Origin of the sequence: Oceanobacillus picturae, from assembly GCF_000612865.1 — a bacterium.
GTDB classification, from domain to species: Bacteria; Bacillota; Bacilli; order Bacillales; family Amphibacillaceae; genus Oceanobacillus_B; species Oceanobacillus_B jordanicus.
The window spans coordinates 2074610-2092558 of record NZ_CCAX010000001.1 but is presented as its reverse complement, the minus strand read 5'-3'; the positions used below and the strand labels follow the sequence as shown (position 1 = coordinate 2092558).

17 protein-coding genes are annotated in these 17949 nt (G+C 41.0%); 13 read left to right on the top strand and 4 right to left on the bottom strand.

What is annotated here, in order from left to right; genetic code table 11:
• Positions 1 to 94 precede the first annotated feature (94 nt).
• Both BN988_RS10555 and BN988_RS10550 read left to right on the top strand, forming a co-directional pair.
• Complete coding sequence (locus BN988_RS10555) at positions 95 to 1033, top strand: carbohydrate ABC transporter permease (RefSeq protein ID WP_036576003.1); 939 nt, start codon at positions 95 to 97, stop codon at positions 1031 to 1033.
• A gap of 68 nt (positions 1034 to 1101) precedes the next feature.
• Complete coding sequence (locus BN988_RS10550; RefSeq protein WP_379553672.1) at positions 1102 to 1854, top strand: carbohydrate ABC transporter permease; 753 nt, start codon at positions 1102 to 1104, stop codon at positions 1852 to 1854.
• Positions 1855 to 2129: 275 nt separating this feature from the next.
• Here BN988_RS10550 and BN988_RS10540 read toward each other — a convergent pair whose 3' ends face one another.
• Positions 2130 to 3323 carry an AGE family epimerase/isomerase gene (locus BN988_RS10540; RefSeq protein ID WP_036575996.1) on the bottom strand — a complete coding sequence of 398 codons (1194 nt, stop codon included), beginning with the start codon at positions 3321 to 3323 and terminating at the stop codon, positions 2130 to 2132.
• 58 nt (positions 3324 to 3381) lie between these two features.
• Positions 3382 to 3855 carry a hypothetical protein gene (locus tag BN988_RS10535; RefSeq protein ID WP_036575994.1) on the bottom strand — a complete coding sequence of 158 codons (474 nt, stop codon included), beginning with the start codon at positions 3853 to 3855 and terminating at the stop codon, positions 3382 to 3384.
• Between the two features lie 142 nt (positions 3856 to 3997).
• On the opposite strand from BN988_RS10535, the gene BN988_RS10530 reads away from it, so the two are divergent.
• On the top strand, positions 3998 to 5377 hold the full coding sequence (locus tag BN988_RS10530; RefSeq protein ID WP_036575992.1) for a processed acidic surface protein: 1380 nt from the start codon (positions 3998 to 4000) through the stop codon (positions 5375 to 5377).
• A 13-nt stretch (positions 5378 to 5390) separates the two neighbouring features.
• On the top strand, positions 5391 to 5972 hold the full coding sequence (locus BN988_RS10525; RefSeq protein ID WP_036576644.1) for a class D sortase: 582 nt from the start codon (positions 5391 to 5393) through the stop codon (positions 5970 to 5972).
• 112 nt (positions 5973 to 6084) lie between these two features.
• On the opposite strand, the gene BN988_RS10520 is transcribed toward BN988_RS10525, so the two are convergent.
• Positions 6085 to 7005 (bottom strand): type II toxin-antitoxin system SpoIISA family toxin, encoded by a 921-nt coding sequence (locus BN988_RS10520; RefSeq protein ID WP_036575989.1) that lies wholly within the window; start codon positions 7003 to 7005, stop codon positions 6085 to 6087.
• Positions 7006 to 7271: 266 nt separating this feature from the next.
• Between BN988_RS10520 and BN988_RS10515 the strand changes: the two genes are divergently transcribed.
• Positions 7272 to 8210 (top strand): nuclease-related domain-containing protein, encoded by a 939-nt coding sequence (locus tag BN988_RS10515; RefSeq protein ID WP_036575988.1) that lies wholly within the window; start codon positions 7272 to 7274, stop codon positions 8208 to 8210.
• A gap of 473 nt (positions 8211 to 8683) precedes the next feature.
• Here the strand turns inward: BN988_RS10515 and BN988_RS10505 are convergent, their stop codons facing one another.
• Positions 8684 to 9775, bottom strand: coding sequence for a C40 family peptidase (locus tag BN988_RS10505; protein WP_051557823.1), 1092 nt, complete (start codon positions 9773 to 9775; stop codon positions 8684 to 8686).
• A 317-nt stretch (positions 9776 to 10092) separates the two neighbouring features.
• Here BN988_RS10505 and BN988_RS10500 point away from each other — a divergent pair, with 317 nt between their 5' ends.
• From BN988_RS10500 to BN988_RS10465, 8 genes are all read left to right on the top strand, one after another.
• Positions 10093 to 10857, top strand: coding sequence for a YveK family protein (locus BN988_RS10500; protein WP_036575983.1), 765 nt, complete (start codon positions 10093 to 10095; stop codon positions 10855 to 10857).
• Positions 10832 to 11533 carry a CpsD/CapB family tyrosine-protein kinase gene (locus tag BN988_RS10495; protein ID WP_036575982.1) on the top strand — a complete coding sequence of 234 codons (702 nt, stop codon included), beginning with the start codon at positions 10832 to 10834 and terminating at the stop codon, positions 11531 to 11533. Before BN988_RS10500 ends, BN988_RS10495 begins: the two co-directional genes overlap by 26 nt.
• A gap of 254 nt (positions 11534 to 11787) precedes the next feature.
• Entirely contained in the window at positions 11788 to 12552 is a 765-nt protein-coding gene (locus tag BN988_RS10490; RefSeq protein ID WP_036575980.1) for a tyrosine-protein phosphatase, read from the top strand.
• A 178-nt stretch (positions 12553 to 12730) separates the two neighbouring features.
• Positions 12731 to 13396, top strand: coding sequence for a response regulator transcription factor (locus BN988_RS10485; RefSeq protein ID WP_036575978.1), 666 nt, complete (start codon positions 12731 to 12733; stop codon positions 13394 to 13396).
• 145 nt (positions 13397 to 13541) lie between these two features.
• Entirely contained in the window at positions 13542 to 14192 is a 651-nt protein-coding gene (locus BN988_RS18385) for a helix-turn-helix transcriptional regulator (protein ID WP_051557821.1), read from the top strand.
• Positions 14189 to 16018 (top strand): polysaccharide biosynthesis protein, encoded by a 1830-nt coding sequence (locus BN988_RS10475; RefSeq protein WP_036575976.1) that lies wholly within the window; start codon positions 14189 to 14191, stop codon positions 16016 to 16018. The genes BN988_RS18385 and BN988_RS10475 overlap by 4 nt, the downstream gene beginning before the upstream one ends.
• A gap of 66 nt (positions 16019 to 16084) precedes the next feature.
• A complete protein-coding gene (gene galU, locus BN988_RS10470) occupies positions 16085 to 16963 on the top strand; it encodes a UTP--glucose-1-phosphate uridylyltransferase GalU (RefSeq protein WP_036575974.1) in 879 nt (292 codons plus the stop codon).
• Between the two features lie 288 nt (positions 16964 to 17251).
• A complete protein-coding gene (locus BN988_RS10465) occupies positions 17252 to 17932 on the top strand; it encodes a PIG-L deacetylase family protein (protein ID WP_036575972.1) in 681 nt (226 codons plus the stop codon).
• The last annotated feature ends 17 nt before the right edge of the window (positions 17933 to 17949 follow it).

The following is a 17949-nucleotide window of genomic DNA, read 5'->3' as shown; positions in this document are numbered from 1 at the left end:
CTAAAAGAAATTTAATCAACACCAAACTATAATGCAGAGGCTGCCTCAGGAAAGCAGGCGGCCTCTTGCTGTTTAATTGCAAGGAGGGATTTCTATGGCGAAGGAACTGCAAGTGCGAACGAAAAAACGCTTATCTAAGGATCATTGGACAGCCATTGCATTTCTAATCCCGTCATTTCTATTAATTCTCGTATTCGTTTATGGTTTTATCGGTTGGACGGGATATGTATCATTAAGCAATTATAATTCACTCGTTCCAGATTTTTCATTCGCAGGATTAAAAAACTACATCTATTTATTCCAGGATTTCCGTTTTCAGGCAGATCTGCGGAACACCTTATTTTTCACCATTTTATTTATCGGCCTCGTAATTGTACTTGGTATGGGGATTGCGGTCCTTATCGACCAAAAACTTAAAGGAGAATCGATCTTCCGAAACATTTTTCTCTTCCCAATGGCCTTATCCTTTGTCGTAACAGGGGTTGTGTGGCAATGGCTGCTTAACCCATCAACAGGGTTCAACCAATTTTTAAGTGTGTTTGGAATCCAGCCGAAATGGTATACGGACACGAACATCCTTGCCGGGTTCGAGTGGGGCAGCATTGAATTTGGTTTACCTGTTGCCATCATCGCGGTTGTGATTGCAGCGGTCTGGCAAATGACTGGCTTCTCCCTGGCGATGTACCTTGCCGGATTACGGGGAATCCCCGATGAATTGCGGGAAGCGGCCCGCATGGACGGCGCAAGCGAATTTCAAGTATACCGTAAAGTGGTGCTGCCAATGCTGATGCCAATCACTGTGAGTGTGGTTATCATCATGGCACATATCTCTTTGAAAATCTTTGACCTGATTTACGCCATGACCGGCTCTGGAGCTAACTTCGTAACAGATGTTCCAGGTGTCTACATGTTTGAAACAACCTTCCGTGGAAACTATTACGCCAACGGGGCAGCAATTGCGATTATCATGCTTCTATTGGTGGCAGTATTCATTGTTCCGTACCTGTGGAGCAATCGAAAGGGGGAACAATAATGGCTACATTTAACATTGGAAAACTATTTAAATACCTCATCCTTTCCGTGCTGGCTATCATATTTTTAATGCCGATTTACGTCATTATTGTCACGAGCCTGAAGCCACTAAGTGAAGTATCGTTAGAAAGCATGTGGGCGCTACCGACCGCGATCGATTTCAGCTCGTACGCGGAGGCATTTCAACAATTAGCGCCTAACTTTATGAACAGTATCTATCTGGTCATCCCAGCGACCCTAATCTCAGCACTGCTTGGTGCGATGAATGGGTATGTTCTATCGAAGTGGAGATTCCGGGGCGCCAATACCATTTTCACCTTTATACTATTCGGGATGTTCATCCCCTATCAAAGTATTCTTATTCCATTAATTCAGTTTCTGAGAACAGTAGATTTATATAACACGATTCCCGGACTGATATTGGTACATGTTGTCTATGGTCTGCCTATCACAACGTTGATGTTCCGTAACTTTTACGCTAACATTCCGGATACAATGATCGAAGCAGCTAAAATAGATGGCGCTAGCTTTCTAGGAATCTTCCGCCATATCATTGTCCCGTTATCGATTACTGGCTTTGTTGTTGTGGCAATCTGGCAGTTTACAAACATTTGGAATGAATTCCTATTCGCCGTCACCATCACGACATCCGACCAACAGCCGATCATGGTAGCCCTGCAAAACTTATCAGGTAGCCAAATCGTCCAATGGAATGTCCAAATGGCCGGCGCATTACTCGCAGCCCTCCCAACATTACTCGTATATATTTTCCTTGGAAAATATTTTGTTAGAGGATTGCTCGCAGGTTCTGTTAAAGGGTAATAGTAAAAACCTTTCTGTTCATGGCAGGAAGGTTTTTTTGTTTTGATTAGTGTGGCTTGGACTTGGCGACAAAGTGAACCACATCGGTTGAGAGTGAAACCAAAGCACGTCCGAGTGAAACCACAGCACCTCAAAGTGAAACCACAGCACCTCAAAGTGAAACCACAGCACCTCCGAGTGAAACCACAGCACCCCAAAGTGAAACCAGAACACCCTAAAGTGAAACCCGCCCCCAATAAAAAAGCGCACCACCAAAGGTGATGCACCCCTCCTTATCAAACCGCTCCCATTGCTCGTAATGTTTCATAATAATTCGCTATCGGATGGTAATCGGCTTTTGCTTTTTCACTTTTTATTGGGCTCTGGCGCAAGTTATCGCGGAATAACATGTTAAACCAGCCACCACCATGCTCCTGATCAATGAAATTATCCGAACAATAGTCAAGCATAGCCTTATAGCGTTGCCAGTATGCGGGATTTCCCAACTTCGCCGCTAAGAGGGCGGAAGCGCCGAACGTTTCGGCTTGCACCCAATAATACTTATCGGTGTCCATCATGACTTTGTCAGCGGAGATAGAATAGATGATTCCGCCATATTCCATATCGGCACCTTTTTGAAAGCCTTCTTGATAGAGATGAACAGCTCTGTCTAGTATCCACGGTTCGCTGATATGTCGGTCCAGCATTAGCAACAGCTTGCTCCACTCGATGGAATGCCCTGGCACAAAACCATGTGGGCGGAATTCCTGCTTGCTTTCTTCTGTTTCGACAAACGTCCAGTCTGGCTGCCAATCTGTCGTATAGTGCTCCCAAATAAGCCCCTTTGTCTGTGCGGCAAGGCGTCCTGTAACTGCGTCGGCAATTTCATATGCACGCTCCAAGTATTTCCTATCAGAGGTCGCTTCATAGGCCGCCATCATCGCTTCACACATATGCATGTTGGCATTCTGGCCGCGATACTCTGACATTTCAGACCAGTCAGCAGTTAGTTCGTCTGCATATAACTGATACGGCGCTTCCCAGAAATGCTTCTCTAGCACCTGATAAACAGATTCCACCACGTCACGCGCCCAATCGATGCCTGCCTCATAGGCCTTAGATGCCGCAAGCAATACAAAAGCATGGCCATAGGCATACTTCTTATCCACGGTTACTTCCTGGCCATCTAATGACCAGAAATAACCACCATTCACCTTATCTTGGTGATATTCTTGTAAAAAGCGCAGGCCATGTTCGGCAGCGTCTTTGCAAAAACCCCCGCGACCAAGAATGGCACCAATACTGAAATTATAAATGAAGCGGGAGGTCCCGACTAAGTGCTTCGTCGTGTCAGAACTAAGCTCGCCATTATCATAAAAACGATGATGATACCCGCCATTCTCTTCATCTATGCAGGTTGGATAATAAAATGCTAACGTGCTGTCAATTTGCTGCAGCAACCACTTTTCCGTGTATGTTTCCGGCCCCAAAAAATCATCTCCTAAATCGGAATGTATGTAATAGGACTATTCCCGGCCACATCCAAGTTTAAAACGACTGCTCCGTTTTCTTCTTCATTGTTCTCAAGATAAAAATCACAAAGAATAGAGAAATGAGAAAGAGCGTGATGATTGCTAGAGATAGGAGAGGTTGAAGCAAATTGCCGATTGGTAGCGATGTTACAGGAAGCAAGGCAAAACTCAACACCACTAAAACGGTAAATAGAACAGCATGCGTAACCAAGAACGGCTTGATAACCGATTTGTTTTTAAAGGAACGAAAATACATAACACTTAACATGACGATAAATAATCCAAGAAAGATAAATTCGAGGTTTACTGTCCAGGCTCCCATTTGTGACATGGATTCCCACTCCGATTCTGTAATCGATCCATTTCCAATCATTGCTCCTTTGGAAATACGAGCGTTATCTAAAGCCACATAGCCAAGATAGAGAAGGAGCATAACGATTGTATAAATAAGATAATAAATCCGTTCAGCTTTTGAGTTAAATAGTTTCATAGGCAACCTCCTTACTTCTATCCTAACATTTTTACCATTCGAATCTTTACAAAAATTTATAAAAAAATAGATTGCCAGAACACCCGTTCACGGCTATAATCATTTCATAAAGATATGCAATTTTAGGAAATGAGGAGAAGAAATGGAAAAAAGGGCAATTGCTTTATTGGCTTTTGTACTACTCGTTTTTACTGTAATGCCGGGCTTTGCAAGTGCAGCGCAGAGCACAGGATTTGAAAAGGATTTTGCCAAATACTTGGAAAGGGTCAGCAATGAGCGAGGCTTTACAGTAACAGAGACAGATATCGAGTATTCCCTCTCATTATATGAAGATACATTAGACAACTTTGAAACAGTGGAAGACTTAGAAGCTTTTTTAGGGGAAGTTATTCAAAAAGATGGCCGGAACATACGTTATCTTTATGAAGACTACGAAATAAGCAAAGAGGAACTGGGAGCATTATTAGCTGAAAACGGCGAAACATTGGATGACTATGTATTCGTCGATGATCTTTATCAAGCGGTTGATTTTTATCTAGAAGCAAGGATTGTACGTGATCCAGATTTTGATAAAAATCTAGAGATCCGTTTACAAGAAGTTAGCAAAGTAAGAGGATTTATGGTCACCCGCGAGGATGTGGTAGCATCACTTGCTAGATATGAAGAAACATTGGACAACTTTAAAACAATAGATCGCCTTTTTGATTTTTTAGGCGAAATTATTAAGAAAGATTTAAGTAATCTTGATTATTTTACTGACGTATATGATGTTAACAAAGATGAATTACTTGCACTTATGAAGGAGAACGGACTTAATATTAATGACTATATTTTTATCGATGATCTTGACCAGGATATAAATGGTTTCTTTGAGGACATGTACCTCATTGATGAATTAAGCGTGTTGATGGAAGAGTATGGGGTGACCATGGAAGAAATGGACCGACTGGAAGCACATTTCCTTTCCATCTTTGAAACAATGGATGACGAAACGCTAGAGCGCGTATTTAATTTGGCTGAGCGCATGATGGCATTCGAAGACTTTGACACAGCAACAGAATTAACACCAAAAGAGGCAGCCGAATTACTATCCATATACAAAGAATTCGTTTCCATTTTCCAGTTGAAAGTAGAATTCAGCCTCATTCAAGATGGCACAGAAAAACCACTATCCTTAACTGCCTTGTTCAATATGACAGAGCTTGTGAATGCAGACTTGAAAATCTCACTATATAACTTACAGGGCGAATTCCTGGCAGACTTGATCATAACGGGAGAGATGGTCGACTCGGAAAGCCTACATGACACAGGACAAGCACTTTCAAACGGAACCGAAAAACCAACAGCCCCACCAATCAAGAAGACCGCTTCATCTGACACAACAGCTCCAGCTACTGTAAAAGGAGGAGAGCTGCCAAAAACAGCTTCCAACTATGGCATGGGGACGCTTGCTGGATTGTTGATCATCAGTGGAGGAATATTCTTATTTAGTAAAACAAGGGCAACAAGCCTTGAAAAGTAAAAAGCAACGGCTCATGCTAACCACTGCCATCCTGCTTGTAGCGGGTGGTCTCTGGTTAACCGCAACCAATGGATGGATCTTTTTAAAAGGATATAATCTTGGTGGAGGAGCTGAGCAGGTTGAAGTCTCTGCAGAAAGCAACAAGGTTGTCGAGGAAAAAAAGATAGCAGCATCAGAAGTGCTTTATCCAGTGCGACCAGAAATCGGTGACGAGATAGGGGAGCTTTCCATTCCGAAGCTTAAGGCGGTTTTGCCCATTTTCCACGGAACAGATGAAGATGAATTAGCCAAGGGGGTTGGTCATTTCGCAGATAGTGTACTTCCAGGCGAGAAAGATAACTCCGTTCTTTCCGGACACCGGGATACCGTATTTCGTAAGCTAGGAGAAGTAGGTGTTGGCGACGAACTAATCGTCACAACCGAAGCTGGGGAGTTCACGTACAAGGTGCGCAAAGTGCGAATTGTCGATGCAGATGATCGCACCGTTATCGTGCCAAAACCACGGGCCACTCTAACTGTCAGCACATGCTATCCGTTCGATTTTGTTGGTAGTGCACCAGAGCGTTATATATTAGAAGCATATTTGGTGAAGTAAAGAACCTGGAGAAATCCGGGTTTTTTAATTGGGGACTATTTTCAGTGTCTCCGGTTCTGCCAAGATGCAATGTCGGTTAATATGAAAAAAGAGCGACATAAGCACTCCAGAATTAAAACCTGAACTTTTTTTGATGTTCTTTCTTTAAAGTGGATACAATTCTTCTGTTCTTTTCTCTCATCCTTATAGAGTGGCTACTTTCTGTAATCTGCGGAATCGTGGCGGTTGCACGTTTAGTCGACTTCATATTACCAGTTACTTTCTCAGGATTTGCCATTACTTCTACACTATCGTTAAGATATTCACTAACTGCTAAACTAAAAGTGATGATTAGCGTATTAATAACCAATCCATCTATTTTCGAGATTTTATTTCCTTCGTTGACAGTTTGAACTTGTACCACATAGAATCTCTTCAATATATGATATGGGTATAAACCTAAATGGTCTTTCTCTAAGAGAATACTATGTTGTTGACTTAGAAACCTTTCAGCCCTTTTCTTGTTCCTTCCTAACCCTTCGAAAATACTTTCCTTTTCTTCTTCCGTTTCATAAGGAAGAAGGTCAATGACTAAATTCTCTCTTTGAGCATACTTATTCAAGATTTCTCCTAACTGAAAAATATACTCATCCTTATCTAAAGTATTTATCGGAAAATCAAAAGAGGTCAAGATATCGGGTATATGCCCTGTTTTTCTATTGTTTTCTTCCAATTCTTCCTGCGTAACTCCAACCTGGACTTTTACACTCTCTAATTGGTGGCCACCTAGCGTACTTACATAAAGGTTTAAGAATACTAAAGAATCAACGATAACAAAGATAAAAAGCACTATTAGGTAGTTATTCCAATTTGTAAATAACAGACTTGGGTTGTCACTTATAAACACCAAGCTACCAAAAATAAAAATCACATACCATGTCTTTCTTATTGCAGATGTATAGTTTTCCAAACCTCTGTTTAACCAAGCAATTACCGTATAAATTAATAGTAAGGCGAACACCAACCACATTCCAATGAGTGCGAAAGTCTCCAACCTATCTCCTCCTCGTTTATATCTATAGATACAATAGAAGCTTTTCCACGATCAAATTGCTTGTAACTTTATTTTATTATAACAGAATTGCTTCTCGATAAAAGAGAGTAAAAATTAATTATCATACCCCAAAATCGCAGAAAAATTTAATTTCTGTTTAAAAGAAAAGACTAGTTTGAGGGTGCTTTTCTTTGTGAAAATACGATTTTATTTATTTCTCACGCCTTCGAATAGAGGGTAAGATAGCAGGTAAAAAGGAGAACGAAATGATTATAAAAAAAAGAAACAAAACGGAGCTAGACCAATATGAAGCCCTATTATCAAGGATGAGACCTGAACACCCGAAATTCAGAGAGGTAGAAAGCGACTATGCACGTCGTAAGAAGGGCTATATTGGCGAGCGACAGGTGGATTATTATTTAGAGGATCTAGCACCTGAAATGACAATCTTACAGGATCTCAATCTATCCGTTGAGGGAAAGAATATGCAGCTTGATAACCTACTTATCTCTCAGTACGCCGCGTATATTGTGGAAGTTAAAAATTTCACAGGATCTATTACATTCGACACGGAGTTGCAGCAATTCACCCGTGATGACAGCACACAGGAGAAAGGATTCCGCCACCCCATCCAGCAGGCTGAACTGCAGAAGCAACGACTGCAAGCATGGCTGCAGGAAATGAACCTACCTCCAATCCCCATTTATTACTTTATCGCCATCAGTGACCCAAGCACTATCATCAGAGTAGAAGGAAATAAAGAAGAGATCGCCAAAGTCGTGGCCCACGCTGCTCATATACCAAATAAAATTAAGCAGCACGAGGACCGAGGCAGCAACCAACAGCCGATTCAGCATCAAAAGCTGGGTCACTTTCTTATGCAGGCAGCCAGGAAGAGAGAATATAAACTGATGAGAAACTATGAGATAAGGCCGGAGGATATACTGCCAGGTGTGCGCTGTCCAGGGTGTGGATACTTAGGGATGCGCAGGCTGTATGGCAAATGGCTGTGCCCGAAATGTAAAATGATAAGCAAAGAGGCGCATAAGCGTGCTATTTATGACTACTTGTTCCTCATCCAACCAACCATCAGCAATAGAGAATGTAGAAGACACCTTAATATTTCCTCTAAAAATATAGCCACTAAACTACTAAAAAAAGAATTAGTATATGATAAAACAAAAAGAAGTTGGAAAAACCGCTGAATAAGAGTTCCTAATATAGTGGGGAGTATTGGTATCTTGTGAGGTGGAGCTTCCTAGAGACGCACCGCCCAAGAAAAGAGACGCAGTTCCATTAGGAAGAGGCGCACCAACCAAGGAAAGAGACGCAGCACCATCAGGAAGAGACGCACTGCCCAAGAAAAGAGACGCAGCACCCCTCAGGAAGAGGAGCACCAATCAAGAAAAGAGGCGCAGCACCCCTCAGAAGAGGCGCACCAACCAAGGAAAGAGACGCAGCGTCCCTCAGAAGAGGCGCACCAACCAAGGAAAGAGGCGCAGCACCCCCGAGAAGAGGCGCACCAACCAAGGAAAGAGACGCAGCACCCCCCAGAATAGACGCGTCGATCAAGGAAAGAGACGCAGCACCATTAAGAAGAAGCGCACCACCGACCCACCAACCCCAACCAAAAAAAGAACTCCAGCCACGCTGGAGTTCCCATTAATCAAAATCTATATTAGTAAAAACGTTTGAATCCTTCAAAGTGCTTCTTCCAGTATGAGTTGCTTAAGCTTGTTTTGGTAACTCCAGTGGACGAGCCTGCATGGATGAATTCATTGTTTCCGGCATATATCCCCATGTGGGAGATGCCGGAGCGATAGGTACCTGAGAAGAATACAAGGTCGCCTACTTGTGGTTTGCTGACATAGTATGAGCGGTTATAGTAGCCGTCTGTTGAGAGGCGGCTGATGCTCATGCCTGCTTTTTTGTATGCATAGTAGATGAAACCACTGCAGTCGAAGCCGCTTGTAGTAGATCCGCCCCATACATATGGTACGCCGTATTGGCTTTTCGCTGTTGAGATAAGCTTGCTTACATTGTAGCTTACGTCAGCTGTTGGTTTTTCACTAGCTGAGCTATTGCTAGAACCGGAGCTAGAGGACCCAGTAGAGCCAATGTTCAACTTTTGTCCGATTAAGATTAAATCAGATTTCAAGTTGTTCCATTTTTTCAAGTTAGCTACAGTAGTACCGTTTTGTGAAGCGATACGTGATAGGGAATCGCCTGATTTAACGGTATAAACTTTTGCTGAACCAGTTGATGGAGAGCTGCTTCCGCCAGAGCTTGAACTGCTTCCGCTTGAACTAGATCCACTAGAACTTGAGCTAGATCCTCCATTTTTGCTAACAATGAATTTGTTACCTGGGAAGATGAGCGTTGAATTCAACCCATTCCAATCCATTAAATTCTTCAATGAAATGTTGTGTTTCGAGGCGATGCCACTCAATGTGTCGCCGCTTTTCACGGTGTATGTAGATTTAGTTGAAGTAGATGTATTAGTAGAATTTGAATTACTAGAATTAGAGTTAGAATTAGATGATTGCTTTTTCGATGTTTCGAGAACTTGGTTCGGGAAGATAATATCTCCTGAAAGTTTGTTGATTGATTTCAGATCTGAAACACTCGTGTTGTATTTCTGTGCGATGGTCCAAAGCGAGTCGCCACTCTTTACTTTATATGATGCTGCGTCTGCTTCTTCTGCACCGACAATGGCTGATGCTATAGCTGCACCGGCAGTAACCGACATGATCATTTTCTTATTGGCCAAAGTCGTTTCCCCCTGCATAAATTGTGTTTTCTTTCCAATATCTACTAGAAAGTACTTTTATTATATCTTTTCCGACAATAGATTCATAGACAACAAGCGGCTTTGTAATATAACTGTAATATAGAGCAGAAGCCCTACAAATTACCCCCAACTTAAAACACCCATTTAAAATATCCTACAAGTCTCCCATCTTTTTAAAAATGTTAAAATATATAAAAAAAGTAATCTTAAGATCTATCATTTATGATATAATTTGATATTGTAATGTCGAAATGTGTAAAAAACTATCACGATCTGAAGGAGATGGGGGTACTAACATGGAAGAAACTATTTCCCTGAAGGAGATATTCGGGGTAATCAAAAAACGTCTACTATTGATACTAGCCTTAGTTTTTGGGGCGGCTTTGATCGCTGCTGCAGTTAGTTATTTTGTCCTAACGCCAACCTATGAATCGAGCTCACAATTTATTGTAAACCAAGGACAGCAGGATCCAGAAGTCCAGTACAATGTCAATGATATAAGGGCCAATGTTGAAATCATAAATACATATAATGTTATTATAAAAAGCCCTGCTATTTTAGATGAGGTCGTAGAGGAATTAAATCTACCTTATAGCTCCTCAGCGCTAGGGGACAAGCTTCAAGTCTCTAATGCCGAAAACTCTCAGGTTGTTTCTGTAACGGCAACGGATGAAAATCCTGAACGTGCAGTGAACATCGCCAACGCAACAGTTTCCATCTTCAAAGAAAATATTACCGAATTTATGAATGTCGATAATGTAAGTATTTTGTCAGAAGCGGAGTTAAGTGAAAACCCTACACCTGTTGCACCAAACCCAGTATTAAATATTGCAATTGCAGTCGTACTAGGAGCAATGGTTGGTGTTGGTTTAGCCTTCCTACTTGAATACTTAGATAATACGGTTACGACAGAAGACGATCTAGAGAAGAAACATGGTCTGCCCGTACTTGGTGTGATCGCCCATATCGATAGTACAGACCTGCACGGGGAGAACTCCGCCTTCCAAGGGAATCGTATGCAAAGGAGTGGATTTGATGGCCCGCAGAAAAAGTCTAGCTAACAAAGCAAATAAAATGCGACACCTCGTTGCCAAACTGAATCCAAAGTCACCGATAACGGAACAGTATCGTACCATTCGTACCAACCTTCAATTTGCTTCCGTGGATGAGGAACTACGCTCGATGCTTGTTACCTCTTCAGGTCCAGGAGAAGGAAAGTCGATGACAACAGCTAATCTAGCAGTTGTCTATGCCCAGCAAGGGAAAAAAGTACTGTTAATTGATGCGGACATGAGGAAGCCAACGGTACATTATACGTTTCGTCTTGATAACTTACGAGGGCTAAGTAATATTCTCGTAGGAGAAACAACGCTGGAAGAAGCCGCGAATACGACAGATGTAGACAACCTTGATGTGATCTCCAGTGGGCCTGTCCCACCAAATCCAGCTGAATTGCTTGCTTCCAGAAAAATGGAGCTGTTCTTAATCGAAGCAAGGAAGACATATGACTTAATCATCTTTGATACACCACCAGTGCTTGCCGTTACAGATGCGCAAATCTTAGCTAACATTGTAGACGGGGCATTAATGGTCGTACGAAGTAAGCAAACAGAAAATGATGCAGTAGAAAGAGCGAAGGAAGCACTTGAGCCGGCAAGAGCGAAATTACTTGGTGCTGTGCTCAACGACCGCGAAAAGAAAGCATCTCATAACTATTATTATTACGGTACAAATTAATAACGAAAAGGAAAACCTGCTGGTAATTAGCAGGTTTTTTTACTTTTTTAGTAAATTATTCTAGTGAATTACTTAATTTTCTGATATACTAAATGAGCCATATGACCCAGATCATTAATAGTTAATTTTATTAAATTACTAAAAAATGCTAGTTAGGAATGTTTGTTATTACCTTTATAAGTCTGCTATAATCTGGTTTGATTCTTATGTTTTTCGGTAATTGTTAAAGAATACATTAGTAGGAAGTGAAGAGAATGATCGATATTCATAGTCATATCATTCCTGGTGTTGACGATGGAGCACAGACAGAGGCGGATAGTATTGCAATGGCGAAGGCTGCGGTTGACCAGGGAATTCATACGATCATTGCGACACCACACCATCGAAATGGAAAATATGATAACGATCGTGCGACGATTCATCGACATGTGGAAATATTAAGTGAGCTTTTTGTGAGGGAAGATATCCCGTTATCGGTACTGGCTGGACAAGAGGTACGTATTAACGGCGATATGATAGAGGAATTGAAAAACGAAACACTCTTGCCCCTTCACGATACCAAATATCTATTTGTCGAGTTTCCTTCTGGTAGTGTGCCACGTTATGCAGGTCAAATGCTGTATGACATTCAAGTTGCTGGGTACACCCCGGTTATTGTACATCCTGAGCGCAATGCAGAATTAATTCAAGAACCGAACAAGCTCTATGATTTCGTTCGTAAGGGAGCGCTTACGCAAGTCACAGCTGCAAGTGTAATAGGCAAGTTCGGTAAAAACATCCAGAAATTTTCACACCAGCTGATTGAGGCAAACTTGACACATTTTATTGCCACAGATGCGCATAATACTACGACACGTGGTTTTTGTCTGCAAGAGGCAATGCAGACAATCAAGCAACAGTACGGAAATGAGTACTATTATATGTTCATGGAAAACAGTCAATTGTTAGTGGATAATAGCAATGTAAATAAAATGGAGCCATTTAAAGTGAAAAAGAAGAAATTTCTCGGTCTTTTTTAATTTTGATGTGCGCTGAAAAAAGGGAGAGGAGAGTACGGTACAGTGCTCTCTTTTTTACACGTTAGGGAAGACTAAAATTCAGTTCCAAGTAAAAAACGCACACATTCGCTAAAGGGGAGCGGATGCGAGTGTTGCTAATAAAAGGGGATCCAATATAGATATAAAAGGGGCAGGATTCATGATTAAAGTTATGCTAGTAGAAGACCAGCGTTTATTCAGCGAAGGGGTAGAAGCATTAATATCAAACACAGATGATATCCAGGTTGTCGGGGTTGCTGCCAATGGGGAAGAAGCAATTAAAACATTCAAACAATGTCTCCCTGATGTCGTACTCATGGACATCCATATGCCCCATTTAGATGGGATTAAGGCTACGGTTAGAATCAAAGAGAACCATCCTGATACAAAGATCATCTTGCTAACGACTTATGCAGACGAAGATTTAATTATCACGGGTATCAATGCTGGTGCTGACGGGTTTCTTTTAAAAAGTCTTCGGGCAGCTAGTCTTATTCGCTGCATTCGTGATGTGTATGCTGATGAAATTGTACTCTCTGGTGCGGCGGCACGCATCCTGGCAGAGAAAATTCGCAATCAAACCTATAGTAAAAAACAAATCCTCGATCGTAAACTACAAAATCGCAACTACGTTCTATCTAAGAGAGAGCTAGATATTGCGTGCTTGCTAATGGACCACCATACAAACAAACAAATTGCTGAAAAACTGTACCTTAGTGAAGGCACAATAAAGAACTATATTAGTGAGCTTTATCACAAATTCAATATCCCCAATCGCAAAAACCTTATCAATTACTTAAATAAAGTATTAAACAAGAAGAATTAGGTGCTAATTGGAAGAACAGTGACTTTTATTTCCAAAAGTCACTTCAATTATGACCGGGTCTTTAGTATGATAAATTTTGTGGCCTATTTTGACAAGCCTTTTCTGTTTTTGGCTATACAATACAGTTGAGAGTGAAGGTATAGGAATGATTCATGTAGGATTGACAACCAAGACATCGAACTTAGTAGATATTGCAATACGGCTTGAGAAACAGTCAGATATTACCGTACACACAGATCCGGTCGAGGTATTGCGGACAAGCTGTTCGGTTATTTTTATTGACCTGCGCTCATTCCCCGTAGGCGAAACAATTGTGATTTTAAAAGAGTTGGCAAACCATAACGTGAAAACGATTGGGCTGGCGAGTGGGAAAGAAACACCTGACTTTTTGCTCAACCTTCTAGAGGAAGGGATGACGAGTATTCTAGTAGATTATTCCACTACGTGCTTAAAGCGGGCAATTTATGCAACGCAAAAGGATCATAGTATTCTATCGTCAGAACTGTTACAATTATTAAAAAAGAAAGTTGTCGAAAAGAGTCAGGCGGAGGAAGAAGCGTTCGCTCATAATCTATTACAAGCAGGAATTAATCTGACACCAAAAGAAATAGGAGTCGCCTATTACGTAGAAAAGGGATTGAAAAACCGTGATATCGCTTTTTTACTTGGCATGAAAGAAACCACGGTTAAAGTACATATTAGTCATATTTATACAAAACTCGCTATCAAACGCCGCAAAAATCTTGTCCAACATCTAAAAGAATTAAAATACAAAGAGAAAGGGGCATGTTCATGAGCTATCGTACGCGCTTAAGCTTACTCATCTTATTGGATTCCATTATTGTAAGTACCGCGATTTTCATTGCTTCTTGGGTTGTTTATCCATTTACTTCTGTTATTAACATGAATGCCATCATTATTAGCGCAATAGCCCTTTTATTATTCCATCATTTATTTGCCTTTATTTATAAGCTTTATAACAAAGTATGGTCCTATGCCAGTGTCGGCGAGCTAGTCGCCATTGTACAAGCTGTTACGTTTTCTGTATTAGCTGCCGGCATTGTTATGTATTTATTTAATGATTATGCCCTTTACCGCAGAGCATTGGTCGTTACCTGGATGCTCCATATTATTCTAATTGGGGGATCGCGCTTTGTATGGCGTATATTCCGTGATCGATACATAAAGCAGAACAGGAATCAAAAGCGAACCCTTATTGTCGGGGCCGGATCTGCCGGAGCCATGATCGCCCGTCAACTGAGAAACGAGCAGCAAAACACCGAATTATCACCAGTCGCTTTCGTGGATGACGATGTACATAAACAAAAGATGCAATTATTCAACTTACCAGTAGCTGGTGGCGTGCAAGATATTCCGACAGTTGTTGAAGAGCTCGATATTGAGCACATTGTCATTGCCATCCCCTCCTTACAAAATGGGGAACTGGAAAAGATCGTTGCTTTCTCGAATAAAACAAAAGCAAAAGTACAAATGATCCCGAAAATTGAGGATCTAATGACAGGCCGCGTATCCGTTAGCAACCTGAAAAATGTGGAAGTAGAAGATCTACTTGGCCGCGAGCCAGTGAAGCTCGACATTGACGCGATTTCAGAATATGTAACAGACAGCACGGTAATGGTAACCGGTGCTGGTGGTTCGATTGGTTCAGAAATCTGTCGTCAGATTATGAAGTTTACACCGAAGAAAATCGTCCTTGTCGGACACGGGGAATTCAGCATTTATACAATTGATATGGAATTAAAGCAGCAATACGGGGACGCAGATATTGAAATCGTTCCGGTTATTGCAGATGTCCAAGATAGGGAACGAATCTTTGAGGTAGTAAACACACATAGTCCAGCAATCATATACCATGCAGCAGCACATAAGCATGTACCACTTATGGAATATAATCCGCACGAAGCGGTGAAGAACAATATTATCGGAACGAAAAATGTCTCGGAAGCAGCAGATACATTCGGCATCAATACATTTGTACTCGTATCAACGGATAAAGCAGTTAACCCAACAAATGTTATGGGTGCAACCAAGCGTGTTGCCGAGATGGTCATTCAGGATCTAGCCAGTCGCAGTAAAACAAAGTTTGTGGCTGTACGCTTTGGTAATGTCCTCGGTAGTCGTGGTAGTGTTATCCCACTATTTAAAAAGCAAATTGAACAGGGTGGCCCTGTCACAGTAACCGATCCAGAAATGACGCGATACTTTATGACCATTCCAGAGGCTTCTAGACTAGTCGTGCAAGCTGGAACCCTTGCTAAAGGTGGCGAAATCTTCGTCCTTGATATGGGAGAGCCTGTTAAGATAGTAGATTTAGCGAGAAACCTTATTAAACTATCAGGCTATAGTGAAGAGGAGATTCCAATTCAATTCTCTGGTATACGGCCAGGGGAGAAGATGTTTGAGGAACTTCTTGGGGAAGACGAAGTACATCCTGGTGAAGTATACGAGAAGATTTATGTGGGACGTACTATGCAAGTTGATAAGCAACTCTTTTTAGATTTAATTGATAGCTTTGAAGGCTACGATAAAACTGAGCTGAAAGAGAAGCTCATGGCCATTGTGTTTATGGAGAAGACGTACATGAGTGTGAAAGGGAGTTAAGACGTTTGGTAGACTCCATGAATAATGAATTATAAACGCTAAATTACTTGGATGGGGGAAAGAGTAATGAAAACAGTAAAAAAGGCAATTATACCAGCAGCAGGGTTAGGAACACGGTTCTTGCCAGCTACAAAAGCGATGCCAAAAGAAATGCTTCCAATTGTAGACAAGCCGACAATTCAATATATTGTAGAAGAAGCAATTGAATCTGGTATTGAAGATATTATCATCGTTACTGGTAAAGGGAAGCGTGCTATTGAAGACCATTTTGACCATAACTTTGAATTAGAAGATAACTTAGTTAAAAAGGAGAAGTTTGCTCTCTTAGAAAAAGTAAATCATGCTTCTAGTGTTGATATTCATTATATCCGCCAAAAAGATCCGAAAGGTTTAGGTCATGCAGTATGGTGTGCTCGGAAATTTATTGGCAATGAGCCATTTGCTGTGTTATTAGGGGATGATATTGTTCGTGCTGAAACTCCTAGTCTAAAGCAATTAATTCAACAATACGAAGAAACACAGTCTTCTATTGTAGGAGTACAGCAAGTTCCAGATGATGAGACACATCGTTATGGGATAGTAGATCCAAGCACCATAGAAGGGCGACGTTATCAGGTGAATAACTTTGTTGAAAAGCCAAAGCAAGGGACTGCACCTTCTAATCTTGCCATTATGGGTCGTTATGTGTTCACACCTGAGATTTTTGATTTCCTAGACAAGCAACAAATTGGTGCAGGTGGGGAAATCCAATTAACTGACGCGATACAAATGCTAAACGAGCTACAAAATGTCTATGCTTATGACTTTGAAGGCATGCGTTATGATGTTGGGGAGAAGCTAGGTTTTGTAAAGACCAATATTGAGATGGCTTTGCAGAATGAGGAGATTAAAGATGAGTTACTAGCTTATTTAAAGGAGAAGGTAGGCCTTAAAACAAAAATGTAGTTCTCTTAAGAATGTTTATTACCCCTCCATACTTTGTGTAGTAAACATATGTTAAGATTTATTAATGATTAAATTGTGAAACAAGGCGGTAAAAAGTCGAGAGTTTACCATTCGATATGCTATAGGGCAATATAAAAGCAACTTATATTGAAAGCAAAGAAAGAAGCGCCTATATTGACTTAGTAGGTTAGAAGTTGATTGGAAAAAGTGATCCAGCTAAGTTCTAACCAACTAACCAAGTTAATCAATTAATTTAATAGAATCAAAAATCACAAGTGAGGTTTTTATATGTCATACTTAGTTGTTATTGCTCATCCAGATGATGAGGTGTTAGGTGCAGGGGCTACAATGTATAAACTTGCACAAGAAGGGCATTCAGTAAACGTTTGTATTCTATCAGGTGATGTAAACGCAAGGAATTACAGACCAAGCACTGAAGAATTAAATGAAGATGTTAATAAGTCAATGAACATTATTGGTGTTGATAAAGTTATTTCAGGGGACTTTCCTAATATTGAGTTTAACATGGTCCCCCATTTGAAATTGGTACAATTTATAGAGCAAGCAATAATAGAAACGGAAGCAGATGTTATATTTACTCATCATCCAGCAGACTTAAATAACGACCATTTGCATACATCAATGGCCTGTCAAGCTGCAGTAAGATTGTTCCAAAGAAGAAATGACGTGAAACCTCTTAAAGAATTACTTTTCATGGAGGTACCATCTTCCACAGAATGGGGCTTAAATAAATCTATGAATCAGTTTTCGCCTAATGCCTTTATTGAAGTTGGTGAAAAGAGTGTAGATAAAAAAATAGAAGCCCTTGCTCAATATAGGGGTGTTATGAGAAATTATCCTCACCCTCGAAGTGAAGAAGCGATAAAGGGGTTAGCAGCATACCGAGGTGGACAATCAGGAACGATTTATGCAGAGGCTTTTGAGAGTGTTTTTAGGCGTGGCTTCTAGAAATAGAAAGGGTGGGA